The organism is Mycolicibacterium chengduense, assembly GCF_033741155.1.
GTDB lineage: Bacteria > Actinomycetota > Actinomycetes > Mycobacteriales > Mycobacteriaceae > Mycobacterium.
In genome coordinates this window covers 400,216-424,218 of record NZ_JAWQNH010000001.1, presented here as the reverse complement: position 1 = coordinate 424,218, position 24,003 = coordinate 400,216, and the positions used below count along the sequence as shown (strand labels likewise).

The 24,003-nt window shown below is 69.2% G+C and carries 28 protein-coding genes, 1 pseudogene and 1 riboswitch; of the genes and pseudogenes, 14 read left to right on the top strand and 15 right to left on the bottom strand.

What is annotated here, in order from left to right; translation table 11 throughout:
• Positions 1-42: 42 nt before the first annotated feature.
• A pseudogene (locus SBI67_RS02115) lies at positions 43-966 on the bottom strand (YbfB/YjiJ family MFS transporter); the annotation flags it as partial.
• A gap of 214 nt (positions 967-1,180) precedes the next feature.
• Between SBI67_RS02115 and SBI67_RS02110 the strand changes: the two are divergent.
• Together SBI67_RS02110 and SBI67_RS02105 are read left to right on the top strand one after the other, a co-directional pair.
• Entirely contained in the window at positions 1,181-1,858 is a 678-nt protein-coding gene (locus SBI67_RS02110) for an SDR family oxidoreductase (protein WP_318978972.1), read from the top strand.
• A 39-nt stretch (positions 1,859-1,897) separates the two neighbouring features.
• Positions 1,898-2,242 (top strand): cupin domain-containing protein, encoded by a 345-nt coding sequence (locus tag SBI67_RS02105; RefSeq protein ID WP_318978971.1) that lies wholly within the window; start codon positions 1,898-1,900, stop codon positions 2,240-2,242.
• 4 nt (positions 2,243-2,246) lie between these two features.
• Here the strand turns inward: SBI67_RS02105 and SBI67_RS02100 are convergent, their stop codons facing one another.
• Positions 2,247-2,663: a DUF5313 domain-containing protein gene (locus SBI67_RS02100; protein ID WP_318978970.1), complete on the bottom strand. Its 417-nt coding sequence runs from the start codon at positions 2,661-2,663 to the stop codon at positions 2,247-2,249.
• Between the two features lie 83 nt (positions 2,664-2,746).
• On the opposite strand from SBI67_RS02100, the gene SBI67_RS02095 reads away from it, so the two are divergent.
• Entirely contained in the window at positions 2,747-3,223 is a 477-nt protein-coding gene (locus SBI67_RS02095) for a MarR family winged helix-turn-helix transcriptional regulator (RefSeq protein ID WP_318978969.1), read from the top strand.
• On the opposite strand, the gene SBI67_RS02090 is transcribed toward SBI67_RS02095, so the two are convergent.
• The gene (locus SBI67_RS02090) at positions 3,224-4,873 is read right to left on the bottom strand and encodes a DNA repair helicase XPB (RefSeq protein ID WP_318978968.1); all 1,650 of its coding nucleotides are present in this window, start codon (positions 4,871-4,873) and stop codon (positions 3,224-3,226) included. It lies immediately after the preceding gene.
• 33 nt (positions 4,874-4,906) lie between these two features.
• On the bottom strand, positions 4,907-7,165 hold the full coding sequence (locus tag SBI67_RS02085; RefSeq protein WP_318978967.1) for a helicase-associated domain-containing protein: 2,259 nt from the start codon (positions 7,163-7,165) through the stop codon (positions 4,907-4,909).
• Positions 7,166-7,249: 84 nt separating this feature from the next.
• Between SBI67_RS02085 and SBI67_RS02080 the strand changes: the two genes are divergently transcribed.
• Genes SBI67_RS02080 through SBI67_RS02065 form a run of 4 tightly spaced genes read left to right on the top strand, consistent with a single transcriptional unit; the run spans position 7,250 to position 8,809 of the window.
• Entirely contained in the window at positions 7,250-7,441 is a 192-nt protein-coding gene (locus SBI67_RS02080; RefSeq protein ID WP_266048237.1) for a hypothetical protein, read from the top strand.
• 46 nt (positions 7,442-7,487) lie between these two features.
• The gene (gene moaC / locus SBI67_RS02075; RefSeq protein WP_318979547.1) at positions 7,488-7,922 is read left to right on the top strand and encodes a cyclic pyranopterin monophosphate synthase MoaC; all 435 of its coding nucleotides are present in this window, start codon (positions 7,488-7,490) and stop codon (positions 7,920-7,922) included.
• Complete coding sequence (locus SBI67_RS02070; protein ID WP_318978966.1) at positions 7,915-8,391, top strand: MogA/MoaB family molybdenum cofactor biosynthesis protein; 477 nt, start codon at positions 7,915-7,917, stop codon at positions 8,389-8,391. Before moaC ends, SBI67_RS02070 begins: the two co-directional genes overlap by 8 nt.
• Positions 8,381-8,809, top strand: a complete 429-nt coding sequence (locus SBI67_RS02065; protein ID WP_318978965.1) for a molybdenum cofactor biosynthesis protein MoaE — start codon at positions 8,381-8,383, stop codon at positions 8,807-8,809. Before SBI67_RS02070 ends, SBI67_RS02065 begins: the two co-directional genes overlap by 11 nt.
• A 79-nt stretch (positions 8,810-8,888) precedes the next feature.
• Here SBI67_RS02065 and SBI67_RS02060 read toward each other — a convergent pair whose 3' ends face one another.
• From SBI67_RS02060 to SBI67_RS02045, 4 genes are all read right to left on the bottom strand, one after another.
• Positions 8,889-10,232, bottom strand: a complete 1,344-nt coding sequence (locus SBI67_RS02060; protein WP_318978964.1) for a transglycosylase family protein — start codon at positions 10,230-10,232, stop codon at positions 8,889-8,891.
• 9 nt (positions 10,233-10,241) lie between these two features.
• A riboswitch (cyclic di-AMP (ydaO/yuaA leader) is annotated at positions 10,242-10,420 on the bottom strand.
• Positions 10,421-10,666: 246 nt separating this feature from the next.
• Positions 10,667-10,921, bottom strand: a complete 255-nt coding sequence (locus tag SBI67_RS02055; RefSeq protein WP_266048242.1) for a MoaD/ThiS family protein — start codon at positions 10,919-10,921, stop codon at positions 10,667-10,669.
• Between the two features lies 1 nt (position 10,922).
• The gene (moaA, locus tag SBI67_RS02050) at positions 10,923-11,972 is read right to left on the bottom strand and encodes a GTP 3',8-cyclase MoaA (RefSeq protein ID WP_318978963.1); all 1,050 of its coding nucleotides are present in this window, start codon (positions 11,970-11,972) and stop codon (positions 10,923-10,925) included.
• The gene (locus SBI67_RS02045; RefSeq protein ID WP_318978962.1) at positions 11,973-12,362 is read right to left on the bottom strand and encodes a YccF domain-containing protein; all 390 of its coding nucleotides are present in this window, start codon (positions 12,360-12,362) and stop codon (positions 11,973-11,975) included. It abuts the gene before it with no gap.
• Between the two features lie 116 nt (positions 12,363-12,478).
• On the opposite strand from SBI67_RS02045, the gene SBI67_RS02040 reads away from it, so the two are divergent.
• Both SBI67_RS02040 and SBI67_RS02035 read left to right on the top strand, forming a co-directional pair.
• Entirely contained in the window at positions 12,479-12,889 is a 411-nt protein-coding gene (locus SBI67_RS02040) for a cold-shock protein (RefSeq protein ID WP_318978961.1), read from the top strand.
• A gap of 92 nt (positions 12,890-12,981) precedes the next feature.
• A complete protein-coding gene (locus SBI67_RS02035; RefSeq protein WP_318978960.1) occupies positions 12,982-13,941 on the top strand; it encodes a glutathione S-transferase family protein in 960 nt (319 codons plus the stop codon).
• Positions 13,942-13,958: 17 nt separating this feature from the next.
• Here the strand turns inward: SBI67_RS02035 and SBI67_RS02030 are convergent, their stop codons facing one another.
• Both SBI67_RS02030 and SBI67_RS02025 read right to left on the bottom strand, forming a co-directional pair.
• Positions 13,959-14,447, bottom strand: coding sequence for a DUF2771 domain-containing protein (locus SBI67_RS02030; protein ID WP_318978959.1), 489 nt, complete (start codon positions 14,445-14,447; stop codon positions 13,959-13,961).
• Entirely contained in the window at positions 14,444-16,018 is a 1,575-nt protein-coding gene (locus SBI67_RS02025) for an MFS transporter (protein WP_318979546.1), read from the bottom strand. The genes SBI67_RS02030 and SBI67_RS02025 overlap by 4 nt, the downstream gene beginning before the upstream one ends.
• Positions 16,019-16,168: 150 nt before the next feature.
• Here SBI67_RS02025 and SBI67_RS02020 point away from each other — a divergent pair, with 150 nt between their 5' ends.
• Positions 16,169-17,089: a DUF3027 domain-containing protein gene (locus SBI67_RS02020; protein WP_318978958.1), complete on the top strand. Its 921-nt coding sequence runs from the start codon at positions 16,169-16,171 to the stop codon at positions 17,087-17,089.
• On the opposite strand, the gene SBI67_RS02015 is transcribed toward SBI67_RS02020, so the two are convergent.
• A complete protein-coding gene (locus SBI67_RS02015) occupies positions 17,086-17,550 on the bottom strand; it encodes an SRPBCC family protein (RefSeq protein ID WP_318978957.1) in 465 nt (154 codons plus the stop codon). The two genes, SBI67_RS02020 and SBI67_RS02015, sit on opposite strands and share 4 nt — an antisense overlap.
• A 10-nt stretch (positions 17,551-17,560) precedes the next feature.
• Positions 17,561-17,824 carry a DUF2530 domain-containing protein gene (locus tag SBI67_RS02010; RefSeq protein WP_318978956.1) on the bottom strand — a complete coding sequence of 88 codons (264 nt, stop codon included), beginning with the start codon at positions 17,822-17,824 and terminating at the stop codon, positions 17,561-17,563.
• Positions 17,825-17,881: 57 nt separating this feature from the next.
• Between SBI67_RS02010 and SBI67_RS02005 the strand changes: the two genes are divergently transcribed.
• The 3 genes from SBI67_RS02005 to SBI67_RS01995 all read left to right on the top strand — a co-directional run bounded on the left by SBI67_RS02005 (position 17,882) and on the right by SBI67_RS01995 (position 19,418).
• Complete coding sequence (locus SBI67_RS02005) at positions 17,882-18,319, top strand: Rv0880 family HTH-type transcriptional regulator (RefSeq protein ID WP_318978955.1); 438 nt, start codon at positions 17,882-17,884, stop codon at positions 18,317-18,319.
• A 104-nt stretch (positions 18,320-18,423) separates the two neighbouring features.
• Positions 18,424-19,128: a TrmH family RNA methyltransferase gene (locus SBI67_RS02000; RefSeq protein WP_318978954.1), complete on the top strand. Its 705-nt coding sequence runs from the start codon at positions 18,424-18,426 to the stop codon at positions 19,126-19,128.
• Positions 19,128-19,418 carry a DUF2537 domain-containing protein gene (locus SBI67_RS01995; RefSeq protein WP_318978953.1) on the top strand — a complete coding sequence of 97 codons (291 nt, stop codon included), beginning with the start codon at positions 19,128-19,130 and terminating at the stop codon, positions 19,416-19,418. Before SBI67_RS02000 ends, SBI67_RS01995 begins: the two co-directional genes overlap by 1 nt.
• A 175-nt stretch (positions 19,419-19,593) precedes the next feature.
• Here SBI67_RS01995 and sepH read toward each other — a convergent pair whose 3' ends face one another.
• The 3 genes from sepH to SBI67_RS01980 form a co-directional block, all read right to left on the bottom strand.
• Entirely contained in the window at positions 19,594-20,445 is an 852-nt protein-coding gene (gene sepH / locus SBI67_RS01990; RefSeq protein WP_318978952.1) for a septation protein SepH, read from the bottom strand.
• Between the two features lie 66 nt (positions 20,446-20,511).
• Positions 20,512-21,618: a phosphoserine transaminase gene (gene serC / locus SBI67_RS01985; protein ID WP_318978951.1), complete on the bottom strand. Its 1,107-nt coding sequence runs from the start codon at positions 21,616-21,618 to the stop codon at positions 20,512-20,514.
• Between the two features lie 49 nt (positions 21,619-21,667).
• Positions 21,668-22,621, bottom strand: a complete 954-nt coding sequence (locus tag SBI67_RS01980) for an SPFH domain-containing protein (protein ID WP_318978950.1) — start codon at positions 22,619-22,621, stop codon at positions 21,668-21,670.
• 359 nt (positions 22,622-22,980) lie between these two features.
• Here SBI67_RS01980 and SBI67_RS01975 point away from each other — a divergent pair, with 359 nt between their 5' ends.
• Positions 22,981-23,997, top strand: coding sequence for an AurF N-oxygenase family protein (locus tag SBI67_RS01975; protein ID WP_318978949.1), 1,017 nt, complete (start codon positions 22,981-22,983; stop codon positions 23,995-23,997).
• Positions 23,998-24,003: the final 6 nt, after the last annotated feature.

Below are 24,003 nucleotides of genomic sequence, written 5' to 3'. Positions count from 1 at the left end.
CACGACGAGGGCGGAGGTGACCAGCGCCGGCCGGTAGCCGCCGTCCAGCAGCGGCGCCACCACCAGCGGGCCGGCGATCTGCCCGACCGAATAGCCGACGGTCAGCAGCGCCACCGCGCCGCGGACGCCGAGCAGCCGGCCCTCGGCCACCGCCAGCACACTGACCCCGATGAAGGTCCCGCCGAATAACACCGCACCGACCAGACTGGCCAATCCGCTGCCCTGGCAGGCGAATCCGATACCGACTGCTTGCAGCGCCAGCGCCGCGGTGAGCATCGCCGGCTGACCGTACCGCTTGCCGGACCCCGCCCACGCCGCCGCCGACGGGATGACGGCCAAACCGACCACCAGCCAGACACTGTTACCCAGGGGGCCGGGGGAGTGCTGAGCCACCGCGGCCACCACGAAGGTGCCGGCGATGATGTAGCCGATGCCCTCGGCGGTGTAACCGGCGAACAGCAGCACGAAGCGTGCGGTGCGGGCGCGATGTGCCCGGGCGGGCGCGCTCACCGGCGAGGAAGATCCGGGTTGGGGCCGCACCCACCACCCGGCCGCGCTCAGTGCCGCGGCCAGGGCGGCCGCAGACCACCACGCCGCCCGCCACCCGTCGGTGGGCAGCGCGAGCACCAGCACCGCCGACAGCGCGATCCCGGCGCCGACACCGCCGAAACCCCAACCCACCTTTTCCGGCAACCGCTCCAGCAGCGTATTGACCGCGACCACGAACACCACCGCGCTGGCAAACCCGGCCACCGCCCGTAACCCGATCCAGTCGAACAGGTTGAGCGTCAACGGCATTGCGGCCAGGCTCGCGACGATCGTTACCAGCGATATCCGGCACGCCACCCCGGAGCGGGCCAGCCGCGGCGACAATGTCGTCGCCACCGCGCCACCGAGATAGCCGACGTAATTGGCGGTGGCCAGCTGCCCCGCACCGTGCGCGGTGATGCCGGACTGGGCTGTCATCAACGGCAGGATGGGTGTGTAGACGAACCGGCCCACCCCCATCGCGGCGGCCAGTGCGGCCGCGGTGGGCAGCACCGCCGTATGCAGATGTCGTCGCATCGTTTCATCGTCGGGTGGCGCCGGCCTCCCGGCCACGACCGGATTGCTCACAGCTGGAAGGTGTTTCCTCACACCGGTCGGGACTGAACACCACACCGGGAGCGTTGACGGCGGCATGACTGAGAACATCACGGCGCTGGTGACCGGCGCCAACCGCGGATTGGGCAAGCAGCTCGCCGCCGAATTGGTCGCGCGGGGCGCGAAAGTGTATGCCGCCGCGCGGCGCCCGGAAACCGTCGACCTGCCCGGTGTCATCCCGGTGCAGCTGGACATCACCGACCCCGAGTCGGTGCGGCGGGCCGCCGAGCTTGCCTCCGATGTCACCGTGCTGGTGAACAACGCCGGGATGTCCACCCGGGCCAACCTGCTCACCGGTCCCATCGACGACGTGCGGCTGGAAATGGAGACGCACTACTTCGGCACGCTGAACGTCATCCGGGCCTTCGCGCCCGTCATCGAACGCAACGGCGGCGGCGCGATCCTCAACGTGCTTTCGGTGCTGTCGTGGGCGCACCCGCCGACCTCGGGGGCGTATGCCTCGGCGAAGGCCGCGGCCTGGGCGCTCACCGACGCCGTGCGCACCGAACTGGCGCCGCGCGGGGTGACCGTATCGGCGCTGCACGTCGGATACATGGACACCGATATGGTCAGCTACATCCCGGCCGACCAGAAGACCGATCCCGTGGTGGTGGCGCGGCAGGCCGTGGCCGGGCTGCTGGCCGGGGAGCCGGAAATCCTGGCCGACGACGTTTCGCGGGCTGCCAAGGCCGGATTGTCAACGACCTTTGCCTAGTCCTCGATGCGTGCGGCGCGCAGGTGCAAACATCGACGCATGGAGAAGATCTCATTGACCGCCCTGGCCCGCCGGGAACTGGCGGCGGCCCGGTCGGCCAGCAGCGGGCGCAGCGCCCACACCGTGTACGGCGGGCATGAGCATGCGCTGCGGCAGACCCTGATCGCGCTGACCGAGGGCAACGGCCTGGACGAGCACGAGAGCCCGGGGGAGGCGACGCTGCAGGTACTCGAGGGACGGGTGCGGCTGAACAACGCCGACGCCGGCTGGGAAGGCTCTCCCGGCGATCACATCGTGGTCCCGCGCACTCGGCACAGCCTGAGCGCACTGGCCGATTCGGTGGTGCTGCTGACCGTCGTCAAACCGGTCGGACCGCACGTCTGAGACGTCAGAACGGGCTGGAGTTCGCCTGCCACTTGGCCGATTCCGGGCGGGCGCCGTAGCGGCGGGCGTAGTCCTCATGCAGGCGGGCATTGCGCTGACGGTTGGCCACATCCACCAGGTTGGGGTCCAGGCCGTGCTGGGCCAGCCGGTGCCTGCGCCAGATCTTGTTGAGCACGAACGCCATGACCACGGCCCAGAAATAGATGGGCACCGTCATCTCCATGTGCACGTACAACGACGCGGGCAGCAGCCACAGCGGGGCCAGGATGAGCAGCGGCGGAATCGAGTATCGGATCATGTGCCGTCGGATCGCGCCGGGACCGGTCAGGTCGGCGGCGACGAATTCGCGCATCGAATCCGGCAGGCGCCGCCCGTAGGCGTACGCGAGGTACTGCAGCGGGGCGGGGCGGGACATGGCCATGGTGGCTCCTGGGGGTGGTGCCGATGATTCCATTTAGATAGTACACTAATGATTAGCGCACTATCTAGTTGTATGCTGTGAGCATGCCCACCGTGACCGAAGACGTCGACCCCCTCGCCCTGGAACGTCAGGTGTGCTTCGCGCTGGCCGTGACCAACCGCGCGGTGCTGGCCGTGTACCGCCCGCTGCTGGAACCTCTCGGGCTCACCCACCCGCAATACCTGGTGATGTTGGCGCTGTGGGATAACGCCAACGCCGACGGGCCCGCACTCTCGGTGAAACAGATCGCCGCGTTGCTGCAAATGGACTCGGCCACGACATCGCCGATGCTCAAACGGCTCGAGGCGCTCGGCCTGATCACCCGCACCCGCAGCAGCGCCGACGAGCGCACCACCCACGTCGCCCTGACGGCCGAAGGTACCGCCCTGCGGCAGCGCGCACTGAGCATCCCGCCGGCGGTGGTGGCGCGCCTCGGTGTCGAGCTGTCCGAATTGGAGCATCTGCACACGGTGCTCACCCGGATCAATGCGGCGGCCGTGGCCGCCGGTGCACTCGATTAGTCAGACGGCCGGGCCGAGCAGGTCGTCGGCGTCCTTGATGATGTAGCCGTATCCCTGCTCGGCGAGGAACCGTTGCCGGTGCGCGGCGTACTCGGCGTCCAGGCTGTCGCGGCTGACCACCGAGTAGAACACCGCGCCGCCGCCGTCGGCCTTCGGCCGCAGCAGCCGGCCCAGCCGCTGAGCCTCCTCCTGGCGGGACCCGAACGTCCCCGAAACCTGTACGGCGACAGACGCTTCCGGAAGGTCGATGGAGAAGTTGGCGACCTTGCTGACCACCAGCGTGCGGATCTCGCCGCGCCGGAACTGGTCGAACAGCGCCTCGCGTTCGGCGTTCTTCGTCGAGCCCTGGATCACCGGCGCGTTCAGCTCCGCACCGAGCTCGTCCAGCTGGTCCAGATAGGCGCCGATCACCAGCGTCGGCTCATTCGGGTGACGTTCCAGGATCGACTTCACCACCGCGATCTTGGTGTGCGCGGTCGAACACAGCTTGTAGCGTTCCTCCGGTTCGGCGGTGGCATAGAGCATCCGCTCGTTGTCGGTCATGGTGACCCGCACCTCGATGCACTCGGCGGGCGCGATCCACCCCTGCGCCTCGATGTCCTTCCACGGCGCGTCATACCGTTTCGGGCCGATCAGGCTGAACACGTCGCCTTCGCGGCCGTCCTCCCGGATCAGCGTCGCGGTCAGCCCCAGCCGGCGCCGGGACTGCAGGTCGGCGGTCATCCGGAACACCGGCGCGGGCAACAGGTGCACCTCGTCGTAGATGATCAGGCCCCAGTCCCGGCTGTCGAACAACTCCAGATGCTTGTACTCACCCTTGGTGCGTCGGGTGATCACCTGATAGGTGGCGATGGTGACCGGACGGATCTCCTTGCGCTCACCCGAATACTCGCCGATCTCGTTCTCCGTCAACGAGGTTCGTGCGATCAGTTCGCGCTTCCACTGCCGGCCGGCCACGGTGTTGGTGACCAGGATCAGCGTCGTGGCGCCGGCCTTGGCCATCGCCGCTGCGCCCACCAGCGTCTTACCGGCGCCGCACGGCAGCACCACCACGCCGGAGCCGCCGGCCCAGAACGAATCGGCGGCCATCTCCTGGTAGTCGCGCAGCTCCCAGCCGTCCTGATCCAGGGTGATCGGGTGCGCCTCGCCGTCCACGTAGCCGGCGAGGTCCTCGGCCGGCCAGCCGATCTTGAGCAGCATCTGCTTGACCCGGCCGCGTTCGCTGCCGTGCACGATGACGGTGTCGTCGTCGATGCGGGCGCCCAGCATCGGAGCGATCTTCTTGTTGCGCAACACTTCTTCGAGCACCGCGCGATCGAGGCTGACCAGGGTCAGGCCGTGGGCGGGATGCTTGACCAGCTGCAGCCGGCCGTACCTGGCCATGGTGTCGACGATGTCCACCAGCAACGGCTGGGGCACCGCGTAGCGCGAGAAGCTGACCAGTGCATCGACCACCTGCTCGGCGTCGTGCCCGGCCGCGCGCGCGTTCCACAGCGCCAGCGGGGTGATCCGGTAGGTGTGGATGTGTTCGGGGGCGCGCTCCAGTTCCGCGAACGGGGCGATGGCGGCGCGCGCCGCGCCGGCGAGTTCGTGGTCGACCTCGAGCAGGACGGTCTTGTCCGATTGGACGATCAGCGGGCCCTCAGTCATGGCGGTGGCCCTCGGCGGTGTTCATCCCATCCATTATCCAGAGTCCGCCGACACCACCGAGGTCACGCGATGGATGGCAAACTCCCGCACCCGGCCGGCCGCCGGGTCGAACGCGGTCAGCTGCCCGCCACGGATGTTGATGGGTTCCACCACCCGCTGGGTGGACACCCCGGCCGGATCCACGTACCCCATCACCACCGGTTGCTGGTTGAGGGCGGCCTGCTGCAACTCGGCGATCAGCCCGGCCGGGTCCAGCCGCTGACCCGCCGTCGGGGCGGAGGACACCTTGCGCAATACGGCGACGATGGCGGCCAGCGTCTGCGCGTTGGGGGCGCTCAGCGGCCGGTAGGTCCGGCGCTTGCCCTGCACGGGCACCCGGGAACCGCGGGCGCTGATATCGACGACGGCCCCGGAGGAGTCCTCGGCGGCCGGGACGAACCCGGCGGTGCGCAACGCGGCCAGCACGTCACCGATCTGGTGCTGCGAGACGGCGACCGTCGGTGCCAGAATGCGTAACTCCAGCGGCTCGACCGCGGGGCTGGCCACCGCCTGGGCCAGCAGCGCCGGATCCTCACACCGCACGAACGAGGCGGCCATGCCGACCCGCAGCTGCCCGTGCCGGCGCGCCACATCGTCGATCAGATACGTCAGGCCTTGCGGCACCGGCGTTTTCGAATGACGCTCGAAGAACGCGTGCAGTTCGCCCGCGGTGCGCCCGGAGTCCAGCGCCTGCCGGATGGAGGGCTCACTGATCCGGTAGACCATGGCCGCCCCCGCCGACTCCACGGTGGCCACCACCGCCAGTTGCTCGGCCAGGTCGCGCTGCAGCGGCCCGGGCACCACGACCGTCAGGTCGGCCTGCAGCAGGAAATGGTCCAGCGGGGCCGGCAACACCTTGTCCATCGCGGCCACGACCTCGTCGTCGGAGCCGCCGGCCAGCAGCACCCGGGCCGGTGAGGCAATCGCACCGCGGCCCACCGCGCCCACCGCATGCGCCTCGCGCAGCAGGTCGGTGACCGGGCCGAGCTGCAAGCGCGCCGCCCAGCGGGGCCGGTGCCAGATCATCGCCGCGGCGGCCGACGCCGCATCCACCCCGGCCCCCGGCTTCAGTTCGGCCAGCATCTGCAGCAGCAACCGCCGGTCCAGCGGCGCCGCGGTGGAGTAGAGCGCATCCGACAGAGCGCCATAAGGCTTGCCGTCGGGCCCGCGGCTGCCCACCAGGCCCGGGCGCGACGGCAGGTCCAACCAGGTGGACACGACCAACTGCCAGCGGCTGGCGGTGCTCGCCTCGATGAACCGGTCGGCGGCCACCGTGGGCGCCCAGTACGGGGCGGTGCCGTCCGGCGGTAAGGGGTCGGGCACGCCGGAGGCGATCAGGCCGGCGCCGGCGGCGATGTCGAGGATCAGCCCCAGCCGTTGTTCGTCGATACCGGTCAGCTTGGTCAACCGCTTGACGTCGCGTACGCCGAGCCCGCCGGCCCGCAGTTCGGAAATCGGTGTGGCCGACAGGCTTTCGATGATCAGGTCGATCTCGCGGAGCAGGTCGATGGCCGCCCCGGCGGCCACCGAGTCGACGTCGGCCTGCGTCGTGGTCGACACGGTGGGGTCCGGGACGTGCAGCCCGACCGGGCCGGGCAGCTCGTCGCGCAGCAACTGGCCGACCAGCCGGGGCAGGATCACGGTGTCGGTGTCGACGCGGTCCAGCAGCCCGGATGCCAGCAGGCGCGGTACCGGGCGATCGGCAGGAGCGCCGGGCACCGCGTCCCGGGTGCGCCCGACCGGTGAGCCTTGCGACAGCCGGGTCAGCAGCTCGCGTTGCGGTTCGTCGATATCGGCGAGCAAGGCGGTGATCGCCTCGGCGCTCAACTCGGGCTCGGCGCGCGCGGCCTGCCCGGGAAACCATGGCAGGCCGGCGGCCACCTCGGGGGTGACCCGCAGGGTGTCCTCGCCCCACACCAGCGCCCGATCGACCAGATCGGCCAGCGCCGCCTGCACCGCATCGGCACCGGCCCGGGAACCCAGCGACTCCACCACCGTCTCCGCGAGCACCGGCCCGGCGTCGGCCTGCAGCGTGAGCATGGCGTCCAGGACGGCCAGATGCAGGAAGTCCAGCGCGTCGGTGGCAGCCTTGACCGACTGGCGGGCCTGCGCCCGCGCGGCAAGGGCGGCCAGCGTGCCCGGTGGCGGCTGGGTGAGGTCGGGCCGCAACTCCAGCAGACGGATCAGGCGATCGTCGGGGAGGTCGGCCAGCCAGACACCCAGGGGCACGCTAGACGGTGCATGATGCGTCATCGCTGACCAGCGTAAAGCAGCTTCCCGCGGGGCCGGGTCGCGAGATCATGACCGGCCTCGCCCCCGCGGGCGGTACCTGCCACAATGTCAGTCGTGGCTGACAAGAAGAACCAGTACGTCGACAATGGCTGGCCCGAGGTGGCCGACGGTGATCACGCCGTCAGCGAGCTCGCCTCTGACCGTACCGGCGCGCTGTCGCCGTTCGGCGATGTGACCTTCCCGCTGCCTGCCGACGAGCTGCCGTACACGCACCCGGTCACCGTCGTCAACAAGTAGATCGGTGAGCGGGCTCTCGCACCTGGACGAGTCGGGTGCCGCCCACATGGTCGACGTCGCGGCCAAGGAGCCGACGAAACGCACCGCCGTCGCCGTCGGCACCGTGCGGACCCGCGCCGACGTCGTCGACCTCATCGCGGGCGGCGGCCTGCCCAAGGGTGATGCCCTGGCCACTGCACGGGTGGCCGGCATCATGGCCGCCAAACGCACCAGCGACCTGATCCCGTTGTGCCACCAGCTGGCGCTGACCGGGGTCGATATCGCGTTCACGATCGGCGATGCGGAGGTCACGGTCACCGCCACGGTGCGCACCACCGACCGCACCGGGGTCGAGATGGAAGCGCTGACCGCGGTGAGCGTGGCCGCGCTGACGCTGTACGACATGATCAAGGCCGTCGATCGCGCCGCCCGGATCGACGGTATCCAGGTGGTGCACAAGGAGGGCGGCAAGACCGGCACCTGGACGCGCACCGATGTATAGCGCCGTCGTCATCATCACCTCCACCCGCGCTGCGGCCGGTGTGTACGAGGACCGCACCGGACCGATCATCGTGGACTGGCTGACCGGGCGCGGTATCGCGACCGGCGCGCCCCGGGTGGTGCCCGACGGCGCATCGGTGGTGCGAGCGCTGAGCCAGGCCATCGAAGAACGCCCGAGCGTCATCATCACCTCCGGCGGCACCGGCATCTCGCCAACCGACGCCACCGCCGACGCCACCGAGCAGATGGTCGACTATCAGATTCCCGGGCTCGCCGACGCCATCCGGGCGTCCGGTTTGCCGCACGTGCCCACCTCGGTGTTGTCCCGCGGCGTGTGCGGGGTGCGCTCCGGTGTGCTCATCGTGAACCTGCCCGGCTCCACGGGCGGGGTGAAGGACGGCCTCGGCGTGCTCGACACGGTGCTGGAACACGCGCTGGATCAACTGCGCGGCGGCGACCATGCCGGCTGAGGTGCTGCGGGTCGCGCTGACCGAGCAACCCATTGCGCTGTCCGAACACGAAGAGCTGGTGGCCCACGCGGCGGCCGGTGCGGTGGTCGGGTTCTCCGGTGTGGTGCGGGATCACGACGGCGGGCGCACCGTCACCCGACTGGAGTATTCGGCCCATCCCTCGGCGTTGCAGACCCTCACCGAGGTGGTCGAGGAAGTCGCCCGCGACGCCGCGGGCGTCCGAGCTGTCGCGGTCAGCCACCGGATCGGGGTGCTGCACATCGGTGACGCGGCTCTGACGGTCGCGGTGGCCGCCGATCATCGCGGTGCCGCGTTCACTACCTGTGCCCTGCTCGTGGACACGGTGAAGGCCAGGCTGCCGGTGTGGAAGCACCAGTTCTTCGGCGACGGTTCCGACGAATGGGTCAACTCGGCCTGATACGGGCCTCTCGCGATCAGGTCCACAAAGCAGAAACTGCACTCCGCGGGGAGTGCAGTTTCTCTCGTTGTGGTGGCGCCTACGGCGTCGGCAGCAGCGGGGCCGGAGCCGGACCGGGAGCCGGCGCGGGCGCCGCACCGGGAGCCGGAGCCGGGGCGTTCGGCGGAGCCGGGATGTCCTCCGGGATGGGGCTGTTCATCGACCGCTGCGTGGTGATCGCGATCAGCGCATCCTTGCCGGTGATGTCCTGGTTCTGCACGGCATGCCAGAGCTGACGCAGGTAGCTGACGTTCGGGCTCTCGTTCGGGACCGCGTTGGGATCCATCGTCGACCCCGGCGGCAGGTTCTCGGGGCTGACCAGGTGCGGGACGCCGTCGGCGAGCGGATCGGGCGCGGGTGCTGCGACCGGGGCATCCGCCGGGGCGGCGGCGACCGGGGCATCCGCCGGAGCGGGAGCCGGTGCCGGGGCGGGCGCGGGAGCCGGAGTCGGCAGCACCGGGTCCTGCGGCAGCGGGGCACCGTGCAGGGCCCACACCTGGGGCTGGTCCGCCGGTGCGGGAGCGGCGTCCCAGCTGGCAGCCTGGATCACCGGCTGTGCGGCCGGATCGACCGGCGGGGCCGGAACGGCATCCACAGGAGCGGGAACGACATCAGCGGGGGCCGGGGGGAGATCGGCGGGAGCCGGGGGGAGATCGGCGGGGGCCGGGACGGCGTCGGCGGGGGCCGGGACGACATGGTCGACGGCGACGATGTCGGCAGGAGCCGGAGCCGGGGCAGGAGCCGGAGCGTCCAGCGGGGCGGCGTCGACCGGGGCGGGAGGCAGATCGGCCGGCGCGGGTGCGGGCAACACCGCGTCGACAGGCACCGCCGGAGCTTCGGGTGCCGGCGGCAGCGGCTCGGGTGCCGGCGGCGGAGGCGGGGCGTCGGGCAGCGGAGCGGAGAGTGCGTCGATGGGCGCCGGCTCGGGAGCGGGCGGCGGGGGGAGTTCACCGTTGACGCCGGGGTTGTCGATCGGGTTGTCCAGCGCCTGCGGGGCGTCGTTCACCACATTGCGCGGGCTGGCGGCGCCGAGGCCGCGGCCGCATACGGGCCATGCGCCCTTGCCCTGGCTGGCCAGGACACGCTCGGCGACGGCGATCTGCTCTTCCTTGGTGGCCAGGTGCGCGGCCGGGGCGTATTCACCACCGCCGTGCGAAGACCACGTGCCCGGCGAGAACTGCAATCCGCCCTGGTAACCGTTGCCCGTGTTGATCGCCCAGTTGCCACCGGATTCACAGCGGGCGACCTGGTCCCACTGGCCGTCGGTGGCGGCACCGGCCTGACCGGCCAGAGCGAGGCTTCCGCCGCCCAGAACCGCGCCGGTGACGGCGATCTTGGCGACGCTGACTGAGGATGATGTGGGCTTGCGGTGCCGTCCACTCATAGAAAAAGACAGTCCTCTCGTGAACGCCTACGAGGTCAGCTGTCGGGTTCGGGCTGGAGAGGTCGCCCGGCCTGCGTCGTTGCCGACGCCGGCTTCACCCCAAGGGCTCAGACTTCGAGCCCTGGTCTGCTTTCGGCGGACCGGTGGGTCCCCCGCCTCCATCCAAGGTTGTTCGTCGGTGGCAGTTCCCGGGCGGATGGAGCTCGGCGTACTGGGCGCTGCGGGCTATCTGATAGAGGTCAGATGGCTTGGGCAAGACGGTAACTGCTCGACGCGTGAGAGTCATCTCGACCCGTTTTCGGCGTTTTCACAGGCAGCAAATCTTGTGAGAACTTTAAAGGCGCAGGACGCCCGGGCGTTTCCGCTGGTGTTTGCCGGAGTCAAACTCCGGTTGGCCTCATTGTGACCGTTTCGTTATGTGATGTAAATCACGGCTATCCGCCGGCGAATGGGGGTAACACATCGACCGTCTGGTTTGTTTCCAGCGGCCTGCCGCGATCGCGCACCGCAACCTCGTCGCACAGGAACGAGCAGCGTGCCAGCACTTTCGCCAGTTCCGGGCCGCGGGCGGACAGTTGCTGCACCAGCCCGTCCACCGTCAAGCCTTTTTGCAGGTGCAACGTTTCGGTCTCGATTCCCGCGGCGGCCCGGGCCGCGGCGAAATAGCGCACCGTCACCGTCACGGTCATCTCAGCCGCCGATCGCGCTCATCGGTCGGGCGGGCTGCACGAAGCTCGGATCGTTGATGCCGTGCCCGGCCGGTTTCGCCCACATGGTGCGGCGCCACGCGGCCTCGATCTCGTCGTCGTCGGCGCCGTCCCGCAGCAGCCCCCGCAGGTCGGTCTCGGCGGTGGAGAACAGACAGCTGCGGATCTGCCCGTCGGCGGTCAGCCTGGTCCGGTCGCAGGCGCCGCAGAACGCCGCCGACACCGACGCGATGATCCCCACGGTGGCCGCGCGGCCGTCCACCCGCCACAGCGCCGCCGGCGCCGAACCGCGCGGCGCAGGATCCGGCCGCAGGTCGAAATGCCGGCGCAGCGTGTCGAGCACCGTGTCGGCGCTGATGGCCCGGTCCCGGCTCCAGACATGTCCGGCGTCCAGCGGCATCTGTTCGATGATCCGCAGCTGGTAGTCGTGTTCCAGGCAGAACCGCAGCAGCGGCACCACGTCGTCCAGCCCGGTGCGCGGATCCAGCACCGCATTCACCTTCACCGGCGCCAGGCCGGCGGCTGCCGCCCCGGCCAATCCGGCGAGCACGTCGTCGAGGCGGTCGCGGCGGGTGATCTCGGTGAAATGCGCGCGGTCGACGGTGTCCAGGGACACGTTGACCCGGTCCAGCCCGGCGCGTTTGAGTCCCGCGGCCCGGGCCGCCAGCCCGATCCCGTTCGTCGTCATGGCGATCGTCGGGCGCGGGGTCAGCGCGGCGGCCGCCGCGATCACCTCTTCCAGGTTCCGCGACACCAGCGGTTCACCGCCGGTGAAGCGGACATTGGTGATCCCGAGCCGGGTGACGGCGATCCGTAGCAACCGGCTCAGTTCGGTGGCGCTGAGCAACTGGCTGCCGGGCAGCCAGTCCAGCCCCTCGGCCGGCATGCAATAGGTGCACCGCAGATTGCACCTGTCGGTCAGCGACACCCGCAGATCGGTGGCGACCCGGCCGTAGGTGTCCAGCAGCGGTCCACTGGCCGGCATGCCCGGCCGGGTGCCCAGCATGGGCAGGCCGAGTTCGGTCACGCTCACTCAGGCCACCCGTTTCTCGTCGACCGGCACGATCTCTTTACCCAGCGGCATCAGGGAGACCGGGATCATCTTCAGATTGGCCAGCGCCAGTGGGATGCCGATGATCGTGATGGCCATGGCGATGGCGCTGACCACATGCCCGATCGCCAGCCAGATTCCGGCCACGACGAGCCAGATGATGTTGCCGATCAGCGCACCGGGGCGAACTCCGGGCTTGTCGACGACGGTCTGCCCGAACGGCCACAGTGCGTACAGCGCGATGCGCAGCGCGGCGAAGCCGAAGGGGATGGTGATGATGAGCACGAAACAGATCAGTGCCGCGAGGAGGTAGCCCAGCGCAAGCCACAACCCACCGAAGATCAACCAGACGATATTCAGGACCAGTCGCATGTCTCCTCCAGCGGTCGTTACAGACTACCGACCTACTAGTAAGCTCTTCCACATTGCGTCCTGCGCAGGCGGGACGCATTACTTATGTGATCGATGAGACGAGCGGGTGAACAGCAGTGCCGACCGGCAAGGTTAAGTGGTACGACGCCGAGAAGGGCTTCGGCTTCCTGTCCCAGGAGGACGGCGAGGACGTCTACGTCCGGTCTTCCGCGCTGCCTTCGGGTGTCGAGGGGCTCAAGGCGGGCCAGAAGGTCGAGTTCGGCCTGGCTGCCGGGCGTCGCGGGCCGCAAGCGCTGAGCGTCAAGCTCATCGACCCGCCGCCCAGCCTGTCCCGGACCCGCCGCGAGGCCACCGCCGCCGAGCACAAGCACACCCCCGACGAGCTGCACGGCATGATCGGTGACCTCATCACGCTGCTGGAGAACACCATCCAGCCCGAGCTGCGTAAGGGTAAGTACCCCGACCGCAAGGTGGCCCGGCGGGTGTCCGAGGTCGTCAAGGCCGTCGCCCGCGAGCTCGACGCCTGATCCGAGCCGCCGAGACGACGGTTGTTGGCGCCGATCGGGCGATCCTGCGCCAGAAAGCGTAGTTTCGGCGCGGAAGTGGGAAGACTGTAGGCATGGCCTACGTCAACCCCACGGGCGAGTTCAACCGCGACACCAACTACATCACCACCCGCGTGACGGCCGATGGCCGTGACGGCTATCCCGTCGAGGCGGGCCGCTACCGGCTGATCGTCGCGCGGGCCTGCCCGTGGGCCAACCGCGCCATCATCGTGCGGCGGCTGCTGGGCCTGGAGGACGCGCTGTCCATCGGCTACTGCGGGCCGGTGCACGACGAGCGCAGCTGGACCTTCGACCTGGACCCGGGTGGGGTCGACCCGGTGCTGAAGATCCCGCGGCTACAGGACGCCTACTTCAAGCGCGACCCCGACTATCCCAAGGGCATCACCGTGCCCGCCATCGTCGACATTCGCACCGGCGCCGTCGTCACCAACGACTTCGCCCAGATCACCCTGGACTTCTCCACCGAGTGGACCGCCTTCCACCGCGAGGGCGCGCCGCAGCTGTACCCGGAACCGCTACGCGAGGAGATCGACGAGGTGGCGCAGCGGATCTACACCGAGATCAACAACGGCGTGTACCGATGCGGATTCGCCGGCGCCCAGCACGCCTACGACGCGGCGTATGACCGGTTGTTCACCGCGCTGGACTGGGTCTCCGAACGGCTCAGTGGGCAAAGGTATCTGGTGGGTGACACGATCACCGAGGCCGATGTCCGGCTGTTCACCACGCTGGCCCGGTTCGACGCCGTCTATCACGGGCACTTCAAGTGCAACCGGTCCAAACTGTCCGAGATGCCGGTGCTGTGGGCCTACGCCCGCGACCTGTTCCAGACACCCGGATTCGGGGACACCGTCGATTTCGACCAGATCAAGGCGCACTACTACATCGTGCACAAGGACATCAACCCCACCCAGATCGTCCCTAAGGGACCCGAGCTGTCCGGCTGGCACACCGCGCACGGCCGGGAAGCCTTGGGCGGCAGGCCATTCGGCGACGGCACTCCGCCGGCGTGAGCTAGTTCCAGACGGTGCTAGTTCCAGACGGTGCGCACCGACCACTCGGCGTGCGGCAGCGGGAACTCGTTGCCGGCTTCGTCGCGCACCAGGGTCGGCAGCTGCACCGCGAATCCGGTCAGCCTGCCGAACCGGGCGTCGACGGTGGGGATGGTGACGGCCAGCGTCGTGCCCGGCCGGAACTCCGAGACGACGGGGGTGGGGGCGTCCTCGTAGCCCCGCAGCAGCCACCACGGTGCCCGCGCGATCGCCGACGGCACCGACAGCTGCACCGGGTTGCGCGAGTTGACCGCCAAATCGCCTGTGGTTTCCGGGATTTCGCAGTTGTTCAGATCCAGTACCTGGCAGAAGCGGTACGGCCCGACGCGCACCGACGCGCCATGCGAGTAAGCGCTGATCTCCGGGAAGCCATTGTCGGCGTGCCGGCTGAGCTGCCACACCAGCAGACCGGTGCCCACCGAGGCGACGAGTGCCACCGCCAGCAGGACCGCGGCGACGCGCTTCATCGGCGCCCCACCGGCGCGGCCAGCGGGCCGCCCTCGGTATCGGCGAGCACCGGGCGGTTGCCGCCGAAGCCGGGTATCAGGGACGCACCGTTGTGGCTCACCAGTGTCTGGGCCAGACCGAGAATCAACACGGCCGTGATCGTAGTGAACCCGACCCACAGCTGCGGATAGATGAGGACGCCGGTCGCCCCGCCGGCCACCCAGGCCAGCTGCAACAGTGACTCGGACCGGCCGAAGGCCGACGCCCGGGATTTCTCCGGCAGGTCATCCTGCAGCGACGCGTCCAGTGACGCCTTCGCGATGGCGCTGGCACCGGAGGTGACCAAGGTGGCCAGCGCGGCCACCAACAGGTTGCCGGTGACAGCGGCGGCCAGTGCCATCACCGTCACCGCGATGGTGGCGCGGGTGACCAGCAGGGCGGGCCTGCCGAGTTTGAGCCGGGCGGCGGTGAAGTTGCCGACGAAGTTGCCGATACCGGCCGCCGCCCCGATCAGACCCAGGATCCGCAACTGCTCCCACCCGCCGTCACCATGCGATTTGGCGACGAAGGCCGGGTACAGGAACAGGAAGCCCACCATCGCCTTGATGGTGCAGTTGCCCCACAACGACGTGATGATGTTGCGGCCCAAGGGTTGACGCTCCTTGGCCGGCCGGCGCAATGCCTCGGTCTCGCCACCGTGGTAGCTCAACGTGGTGGGCACCTCGCCGGCTGTCACCTCGACCCACTTCGGGATCCGCATCGACAGCACCGCCCCGACAACGGTCACCGCCACCAGCACGTACAGCGCACCGGGCAGCTGGGCCATGTTGAGCAGGTATTCGGCGCCGGCGGCGATCGTCCCGCCGGCCATGGTGCCGCCGAGCAGGCTGAACATGGTCAGCCGCGAATTCACCCGCACCAGGTCGATCGTGGGCGGCAGCACCCGCGGGGTCACCGCACTGCGCAGCACCGAGAAACTCTTGGACAGCACCATCATGCCCAGTGCGCACGGGTAGAGCACCCAGGACGGGTAACTCCCGGTGGCGCCGTCGTAGTTGCCGATCAACACCACGGCCAGCACGGTGCGCAACGCGAACGACATGGCCAGCGCCACCCGGCGGCCGTGCTGGAGGCGGTCCAGTGCCGGGCCGATCAGCGGGGCGATGATCGCGAACGGCGCGATGGTGATGAGCAAATACAGCGCCACCTTGCTCTTGCTCTCACCGGAGGCCGCCGCGAAGAACAAGGTGTTGGCCAAGGCCACCGCCATCGCCGCGTCGACCGCCGAGCTGGCCACCACCGGCCAGGTGAGGGCGGTCAGGCCGGATTTGTCGGCACCGTCGGCGGTGGCGGCCCGGTGCACCAGGTCGTACATCTTGGTGCCCATCTCGCGGCTGCGCGCAGCGGCGGCGCGGGTGACGGTGACCTTCTCGCCGGCCGACGATCCCACGCCGGACCGGGCCCGCGGCGGCGGGTCGGTCCGTGGCCGGGCCGCCTCGTCGTCCAGCGGGGGCAGCCAGCGGTTGGCGCTCGGTCCGGACGGCGGATGCTTGCGCCGTCCGATATCACCGTCGCTGGGATAATTGGCCATGCCGGGGTGCTCACCGTCGGACGGCGGCCGCGGTGGGTGGTAGCGGGGATCCCGGGAAGGCACAGCTCCGATTGTCCCTTACCGAGACGTCTGCGGCGGGAAGCCCACCGGTGTGGCTCTGGTGGGCATGGTCAGGCAATATTGGACGCGATGGACACAGGAACCGACACCGTCGCCGATCTCACCGACCAGGCAGAACCGCATGCGCTGCGCTCACCCGAGCTGGAGGCGTTGCTGCTTGGGGCGGTCGAGGCGGCCCGCGCCGCGATCGAAGAGTTCAGCGGTGCCGACGCCGTCGGCGAATATCTGGGTGCGGTGTTCGACGACCCGACCGCGGCCACCCACCGCTTCCTCGCGGTGCTGCCCGGCTACCAGGGCTGGCAGTGGGCGGTGGTGGTGGCGGGTTATCCCGGCACCGACCACGTGACCATCAGCGAAGTCGTGCTGGTGCCGGGCCCGACCGCGCTGCTGGCGCCGCAGTGGGTGCCGTGGGATGAGCGGGTTCGTCCCGGCGATCTGAGCCCCGGCGACCTGTTGGCCCCGCCGGCCGACGACCCGCGTCTGGTGCCCGGATACCTGGCCAGCGGCGACGACGAGCAGGACGAGGTGGCTGCCGAGATCGGCCTGGGCCGCCGCAAGGTTCTGAGCCTGGAAGGCCGGCTCGACGCGGCGCAGCGCTGGCATGACGGCGAGTTCGGTCCCGGTTCGGCGATGGCCCGCGCGACTCGGCGGGTGTGCCGGGATTGCGGGTTCTATCTGCCGCTGGCCGGTTCGCTGGGCACGGTGTTCGGCGTGTGCGCCAACGAGATGTCCGCCGACGGCCGGGTGGTCGACAGCGAGTACGGCTGCGGGGCGCATTCGGACACCCCCGCCCCGGCGGGAACCGGTTCGCCGCTGTACGACCCTTACGACGACGGGGTGCTCGAACTCGCCGAGATCCCGGCCGGCGCCGAGGGCCCGGCAGACCAGGAAAGCCCGGCAGATCCGGAGAGCCCGGCAGATCCGGAGAGCCCGGTAGATCCGGAGAGCCCGGAGAGCCAAGAAGGCTCCGCGAGCCCCGTCGGCTCCTAGCGTCCGGCGCCTTCCGCGGCGGACTTGATCCGCTGCAGCGACGCGTTCATGCCGGCCAGCAGTTCCTGCTCGAAGGTGGGAACCCCGCCCATGAACTTGTCCACCAGCATGGTGGGCACGGTCTTGAAGCCCTCGGGCGCTCGGCGGCTCTCGATCACCCGGGTGCCACCGCCGTCGAGCGGCTCCAGCTCGTAGCTCCACCGCATCGCGTTGAAATCGACGCGGAAGGCCAGCGCGCGCTCGGGTTCCAGCTCGGTGATGGTGCAGGTGGTCGGCCAGAACATCGTGTTGCGCCGGTTGAGGTTGATCGCCTTGGCGCCCACCCGGGTGCGGCCCAGCACCTTCATGACCCGGCACTGTGGACTCCACTGCGGCATCCGGCGCAGGTCCGAGATCAGCGCCCAGACCGTGGACACCGGTGCGTCGATGTCGATCTGTGCTTGCAGGAGAGGCGAACCCATGGCGTTTCCTTCAGTCGACGAGGCCGCGCTGCGCGCCCCGGTCGCCGCGGCGGGCGGACCGTAGCTGCAGCAGGAAGATGCAGGTGCCCAGCAGTCCGACACCGAGCCCGGCGACGGTGACGGGCCGCCAACCGTGCAGGGCGGGGACGGTGAACGCCAGCGCGACGGCGATGAGCCAGCCGGTCGCGATCGCGATGATCACCGGCACCGGCTCCAGCAGCCGGGCCGGCAAGGCCGGCGGCTCGATCGGCGTCTCGCTGGTGGCTTCTGACATCGCTTCACAACCTAGCCTCACCACTTCCCGGCTGTCCTCTGGGTATTCTCTTGCCCTGTGACAGACGTCGACTCCAGGTTGTCGAGTGATCTGTCGCTGGCCGTGATCAGGTTGGCCCGGCAGCTGCGGTTCCGCAGGCCCGATTCCCCGGTCTCGCTGTCCCAACTTTCGGCGCTGGCCACGGTGGCCAAGGAAGGGCCCATGACGCCGGGCGCCCTGGCCGTCCGCGAACGGGTCCGCCCGCCGTCGATGACGCGCGTGATCGCCTCGCTGGTCGATCTGGGCTTCGTCGATCGCGTCGCCCATCCCGACGACCGCAGGCAGGTGCTGGTCTCGGTCTCACCCGCCGGCCTCGACCTGATCGAGGCCGAACGCAGAGCCAGCCGGGAATGGTTGCAGCAGCGGCTGGCCGAACTCACCCCCGAACAGCGCCGGACCCTGCTCGAAGCCGCCGACCTGATGTTGGCGATCGTGGACGAAAGCCCGGCGAGCTGACCAACGTCATCGATATCGCGGACGCGGCCGATCCGCGGCTGGACGATTTCCGCGACCTCAACAGTGTCGATCGCAGGCCCGATCTGCCCAGCGGCAAAGGGCTGGTGATCGCCGAGGGCGTGCTGGTGGTGCAGCGCATGCTGGCCTCCCGGTTCCGGCCCCGCGCGATGCTGGGCACCGACCGTCGATTGAGCGAGTTGGCCGCCGATCTGGCGGGTGTGGACGTGCCGTACTACCGGGCCAGTGCCGAGGTGATGGCCGAGGCGATCGGGTTCCATCTCAATCGCGGTGTGCTGGCCGCCGCGCCGCGTCCGGCCGAGCTGACGGTCGCCGAGGTGCTGGCCGGCGCGCGCACCGTCGCGGTGCTCGAAGGCGTCAACGACCACGAGAACCTCGGATCGATCTTCCGCAACGCCGCCGGGCTGGATGTGGATGCCGTGTTGTTCGGCACCGGCTGTGCCGACCCGCTGTACCGGCGGGCGGTGCGCGTCTCGATGGGGCATGCCCTGCTGGTGCCCTACGCGTGGGCGCCATCCTGGCCGAATGAGCTGAAGACCCTGCGGGACAACGGTTTCCGAGTGCTGGCGATGACCCCGAATCCGGCCGCCGCGACGCTGGCCGAGGCGATGTCGGAGTTGACCGGTGACCGGGTGGCCATCCTGGTGGGAGCCGAGGGGCCGGGCCTGACCGAGCACACCATGCGGGCCGCCGACGTGCGGGTGCGTATCCCGATGACGCGGGGCACCGACTCGCTGAATGTCGCCACCGCCGCCGCGCTGGCGTTCTACGAGCGGGCTAGGGTGAGCTGATGTCCGGCGACAACACGCCATCGCGGGGAACAACGCCCTGGGGCACCGGTCTGACCGTCGCGGGATTCGTGGCCGCCGTGACCGCCGCCGCGATCGTCGTGCTGAGCGTCGGTCTGACGCGGGTGCATCCCCTGTTGGCCATCGGGCTGAACCTGGTGGCGGTCGGGGGTCTGGCGCCCACGGTATGGGGCTGGCGGGCCCGTCCGGTGTGGCGCTGGTTCGTCCTGGGATCCGGGATCGGGGTGGCCATCGGTTGGTTGGCGCTGATCGCCCTGCTCGTCAGCCGGTGAGCGCGCGCCGACCGCGTTGACTCGGCGCCCAGGACCATCCGCACTCGGACGTCGTCGCCCTTAGCGCCAAGTCAAGCGCTCATCGGTGTTGTCTGCTCTTCGCGCAAGCGCTCATCGGTGTTGTCTGCTCTTCGCGCAAGCGCTCATCGGTGTTGTCTGCTCTTCGCGCAAGCGCTCATCGCTGCGTGCCGGAGCGCACGCCCAGCAGCACGTCCTCCCACGCCGGCACCGTGGCGCGGGCCTTGCGACTGCGGGCGGGCTTGGGTGCCGGCTCGGCGGGCTGCGGCGCGGGTTCCTCGGCCGGCGTGGGCGCGGCGGTCGGCGCCGCCGCCTCGACAGGCGCCGGTGCCGGCTCCGGGGTCACCGCGGGAGCGGGAGCCGGCGCGGCGACCGGTTCGAAATCCAGCTGCGCCACCGGGGCCACCGGCCGCAGCGGGCGGGTGAAGTTCGGGTCGATCAACTCGGCCGCCCGCTCGTCGAATGCCGTCACCGTGCCGCCGTGCGACCCGGGGGTGAACCGGAAATGGGCCTGCAGGTCCGACCGGCCGGCCTTCCACGACAGCTGCACCGTCCACCGGCCGTCTTCGTTGCGCCAGGCGTCCCATGTCGTGGCATCGGGATCCAGGCCGCGCGAGATCAGCGCCGAGGTCACGGTCTCCAGCAGGGTCAGCACCGCCGGGCCGTCGGCCAGGATGGGGTGCGCGGCGGTGGCCAGCTCCGCGGCACGGGCGCGCTCCAGCAGCACCGGGTTGGCGAATCGCTGCACCCGGTCGACATCGGCGCCGGTGATCGCCGCAACCTGCTCGACCGATGCGCCCGCACGAATTCGAGACTGAATTTCCTTGGGGCGCAACGTCGTCGGTACCTCTACCTCGATCTGGGTTTGGTTGGAGGTGGCCTTGTCGCCGCGCACGGCGGCACGCAACCGGTTATCCACCCGAATGACGTATTTCTCGCCGGCGTCCGCCGCCTCGCAGATCAGACGCTTGCCGTCCACGTCCAGCCCGACGACCTTGAGTTCGCGCATACTGACCTCCTGCGGGGCACCCTACCGCGTTATCCGGCCGTTACCGGGCTGACACGCAGGGGTTGCTCAGAGTCGCTCGACGACCCAGTCGATGCAGGTGGTCAGGGCGCTGATGTCATCGGGTTCGACGGCCGGGAACATCGCCACCCGCAATTGGTTGCGGCCCAGTTTGCGGTACGGCTCGGTGTCGACGATCCCGTTGGCGCGCAGCACCTTGGCCACCGCGGCGGCATCGACATCATCGTTGAAGTCGATGGTGCCGACCACTTGCGAGCGCAGCGCCGGATCGGCCACGAACGGCGTCGCGAACGATGCCGCCTCGGCCCACGAGTACAGCCGCTGCGACGAATCGGCGGTGCGCTTGACGGCCCAGTCCAACCCGCCGTTGCCGTTCAGCCAGTCCAGCTGCTCGGCGAGCAGGATCAGCGTGCCGATGGCCGGGGTGTTGTAGGTCTGGTTCTTCAGGCTGTTGTCCACCGCGATGGGCAGCGACAGGAAGTCGGGCACCCAGCGATCCGTCGCCGCGATGGCCTCGATGCGGGCCAGCGCGGCCGGCGAGAGCACCGCGATCCACAGCCCGCCGTCACCGGCGAAGTTCTTCTGCGGGGCGAAGTAGTAGGCGTCGGCGTCGCGGATGTCGACGGGCAGGCCGCCGGCCGCCGAGGTGGCGTCGATGAGCACCAGGGCGTCACCGGCCGGCCGCTGCACCGGCACCGCGACCCCGGTCGAGGTCTCGTTGTGGGCCCACGCGACGACGTCGACCGACGGGTCCGAGGTCGGCTCCGGTGCGCTGCCCGCGTCCGCCTTGATGATGATCGGATCGCCGACGAACGGGTTCTTGGCGACGCACGAGGCGAATTTCGAGCTGAACTCGCCATAGGTGAGGTGCAGCGAGCGCTTGTCCACCAGACCGAACGCGGCGGCATCCCAGAACGCGGTCGAGCCGCCGTTGCCCAGGATGACCTCGTACCCGTCGGGCAGCGCGAACAGCTGGCGCAGCCCGTCGCGGACCCGGCCGACGAGGTTCTTCACCGGCGCCTGCCGGTGCGAGGTGCCGAACAGGTCACCGGCCGCGGCGAGCGCCTGCAGCTGTTCGGGGCGCACCTTCGACGGCCCGCAGCCGAACCGTCCGTCGTGCGGCTTGATATCGGCGGGGATCGTCAGCTCGGCCATGGCGTTCAGATTATCGGCCCGCGCCACCGGTCAAGACGGCCGGTGTGGGTCAGGGCGCCTGCGGCACCACATAGGTCGGCTGGAACGGATTCTGGCCGTTCTCGATGGCGATGGCCCGCAGGTAGGCGTCGACGTCGGGATAACCGGCGATCTCGGCCTGTTTCTGCAAGGCACGCTGGCGAGCCAGTTCGGTCTGGGCTTGGGCGGCGGCCTTGTCCGCCTCGGCCTTGGCCTTGGCCGCGTTGGCGTCGGCGACACCCTTGGCCTCGGCGGCCCTGGCATCGGCGATGGCCTTCTGCTCGGCGATGATGGCCTCCTTGAGGCCGTCGTCGACCGGGTCCGGTTTCATGACGGTCACCTGGAAGTTGGTGAAGAACTCGCGACCGTCGGTGCGGGCCTTGGAAGCGCTGGGCAGCGCGTCGCGCAGCGCGTTCTGGAATTCGATGCGCACCTTCTCGTCGTTCCAGATCTCACGCCAGGTGTATTTCTGGGCGACGCTGATGAGTACCTGCTCGGCGGGCTGGCCGACGACGTAGCGCAGCAGGTTCTTCCAGCCCTCGGTGACCAGACCCTCGTCGTCCAGCCAGCCCTGGTATTTGGTGCCGAAGTCGCGGTGGAAGTCCATCAGCATGGCGCAATCGGTGGTCAGGTCGAAGGTGATGACCACCGGCACGCGCAACTCGGCGGGCGCGGTGGCGTTGGAGACCACGATGGTGGGTTCGGCCTCGGCGTCGGGGCTACCGGTGGCATCCCAGCTGATCTGTCGGGACGGATAGCGATAGGCCTTGAAGCCGCCGGGTGGATTGAACTCGGAGGTCTCGGGGTTGATGCAGCCCTCGACCTTGGGGTCGGTGGGGATGAGGGCGTAGTCGTCCACCTTGACCGCGGTCTGCCCCGGACCGATCTGGGTGGCACAACTGGACAGGACGGTCCCGGCGATCAGGACTCCGATCAGCAGTACGCCGCCGACGACGACACCTTTGACCTTGCGATTGACGGCCATCCGGATCCCTTTGCCTGCGCTGTGTATGAGCTGGGAGTGTAGTGACGCGGTCGGGATTCGCCACTGAACTGCAGGAATGGATGTCGTGCCGGCGTTTGACCGCGCCGCGGAGGTGGTATCTACACGTCAAAACAGCTGTTGGTGACGAGGTGTGACGCACTCCCAGCAACGCCGAACACTGTGGCCAGAAGCACTTTTGTGTTGGCGGTCACAGGTTCTATCGTGGCTTTGATCGCCGGACTGACCCCGACGCCGGATTCTCAGCAAATGCTCACGCTGGGGCTGTGGACTTCTACCCGATACCTGCGGTACCGTCTAGACAACAAGCCGGTCAATGTAAACCTGGTGGAGGAATTCCGATGGCTAGAACAAAGATGATCCGGCGTTGGCGCAAGAACATGGACGTCAGCGACGACACCCAGTATGTCGAGATGCTCACCACCTTGTCCGAGGGTTCGGTGCGCCGGAATTTCAACCCCTACAAGGACATCGACTGGGACTCACCGGAGTTCGCCGTCACCCCCGACGATCCGCGCTGGGTACTGCCCGCCACCGACCCGATCGGCCAGCATCCCTGGTACCAGGCGCAGAGCTTGCAGCGTCAGATCGAGATCGGCATGTGGCGCCAGGCCAACGTCGCCAAGGTCGGCCTGCACTTCGAGTCCATCCTCATCCGCGGTCTGATGGAGTACGCCTTCTGGACGCCCAACGGCTCACCGGAATACCGGTACTGCCTGCACGAGGCGGTCGAGGAGTGCAACCACACCCTGATGTTCCAGGAGATGGTCAACCGCATCGGCGCCGACGTGCCCGGCATGCCGCGCCTGCTGAAGTGGATCCAGCCCGGCATCCCGCTGGTCGCCGGCCCGCTGCCCATCCCGTTCTGGTTCGGCATCCTCGCGGGCGAAGAGCCCATCGACCACACGCAGAAGAATGTGCTGCGTGAGGGTAAGGCGCTGCATCCGATCATGGAGCGCGTGATGGCGATCCACGTCGCCGAGGAGGCCAGGCACATCTCGTTCGCGCACGAGTACCTGCGCAAACGGGTGCCTGAATTGTCGCGCCGCAAGAGGTTCTGGCTGTCGATCTACGTTCCGATCGTGATGCGCATCCTGTGCTCGGCGATCATCGTGCCGCCGCGCTCCTTCTGGAAGGAGTTCGACATCCCGCGCTCGGTGCGCAAGGAGATCTTCTTCAAGTCGCCGCAGTCGCGCCAGATGCTCCGCGATATGTTCGGCGACGTGCGGATGCTGGCCCACGACAGTGGCTTGATGAACCCGGTTTCGAAGCTGGTCTGGCGGATCTGCCGGATCAACGGTTCGCCGAGCCGCTATCGCAGCGAGCCGCAGCGCGAGCACCTGGTCTCGGTCGCCTGACGCAGC

Coding starts and splice junctions, on each gene's coding strand:
- SBI67_RS02105 (WP_318978971.1), top strand. CDS start 1,898: ATGGAGAAGATCTCATTGACCGCCCTGGCCCGCCGGGAACTGGCGGCG.
- SBI67_RS02015 (WP_318978957.1), bottom strand. CDS start 17,550: ATGGGTTCGCCTCTCCTGCAAGCACAGATCGACATCGACGCACCGGTG.
- moaC (WP_318979547.1), top strand. CDS start 7,488: ATGGTCGACGTCGCGGCCAAGGAGCCGACGAAACGCACCGCCGTCGCC.
- sepH (WP_318978952.1), bottom strand. CDS start 20,445: ATGCGCGAACTCAAGGTCGTCGGGCTGGACGTGGACGGCAAGCGTCTG.
- SBI67_RS02110 (WP_318978972.1), top strand. CDS start 1,181: ATGACTGAGAACATCACGGCGCTGGTGACCGGCGCCAACCGCGGATTG.
- SBI67_RS02070 (WP_318978966.1), top strand. CDS start 7,915: ATGTATAGCGCCGTCGTCATCATCACCTCCACCCGCGCTGCGGCCGGT.
- SBI67_RS02020 (WP_318978958.1), top strand. CDS start 16,169: ATGGACACAGGAACCGACACCGTCGCCGATCTCACCGACCAGGCAGAA.
- SBI67_RS02095 (WP_318978969.1), top strand. CDS start 2,747: ATGCCCACCGTGACCGAAGACGTCGACCCCCTCGCCCTGGAACGTCAG.
- SBI67_RS02055 (WP_266048242.1), bottom strand. CDS start 10,921: ATGACCGTGACGGTGACGGTGCGCTATTTCGCCGCGGCCCGGGCCGCC.
- SBI67_RS02090 (WP_318978968.1), bottom strand. CDS start 4,873: ATGACTGAGGGCCCGCTGATCGTCCAATCGGACAAGACCGTCCTGCTC.
- SBI67_RS02060 (WP_318978964.1), bottom strand. CDS start 10,232: ATGAGTGGACGGCACCGCAAGCCCACATCATCCTCAGTCAGCGTCGCC.
- SBI67_RS02010 (WP_318978956.1), bottom strand. CDS start 17,824: ATGTCAGAAGCCACCAGCGAGACGCCGATCGAGCCGCCGGCCTTGCCG.
- SBI67_RS01995 (WP_318978953.1), top strand. CDS start 19,128: ATGTCCGGCGACAACACGCCATCGCGGGGAACAACGCCCTGGGGCACC.
- SBI67_RS02065 (WP_318978965.1), top strand. CDS start 8,381: ATGCCGGCTGAGGTGCTGCGGGTCGCGCTGACCGAGCAACCCATTGCG.
- SBI67_RS02100 (WP_318978970.1), bottom strand. CDS start 2,663: ATGGCCATGTCCCGCCCCGCCCCGCTGCAGTACCTCGCGTACGCCTAC.
- SBI67_RS01975 (WP_318978949.1), top strand. CDS start 22,981: ATGGCTAGAACAAAGATGATCCGGCGTTGGCGCAAGAACATGGACGTC.
- serC (WP_318978951.1), bottom strand. CDS start 21,618: ATGGCCGAGCTGACGATCCCCGCCGATATCAAGCCGCACGACGGACGG.
- SBI67_RS02045 (WP_318978962.1), bottom strand. CDS start 12,362: ATGCGACTGGTCCTGAATATCGTCTGGTTGATCTTCGGTGGGTTGTGG.
- SBI67_RS02030 (WP_318978959.1), bottom strand. CDS start 14,447: ATGAAGCGCGTCGCCGCGGTCCTGCTGGCGGTGGCACTCGTCGCCTCG.
- SBI67_RS02080 (WP_266048237.1), top strand. CDS start 7,250: ATGTCAGTCGTGGCTGACAAGAAGAACCAGTACGTCGACAATGGCTGG.
- SBI67_RS02085 (WP_318978967.1), bottom strand. CDS start 7,165: ATGACGCATCATGCACCGTCTAGCGTGCCCCTGGGTGTCTGGCTGGCC.
- SBI67_RS02025 (WP_318979546.1), bottom strand. CDS start 16,018: ATGGCCAATTATCCCAGCGACGGTGATATCGGACGGCGCAAGCATCCG.
- SBI67_RS01980 (WP_318978950.1), bottom strand. CDS start 22,621: ATGGCCGTCAATCGCAAGGTCAAAGGTGTCGTCGTCGGCGGCGTACTG.
- SBI67_RS02035 (WP_318978960.1), top strand. CDS start 12,982: ATGGCCTACGTCAACCCCACGGGCGAGTTCAACCGCGACACCAACTAC.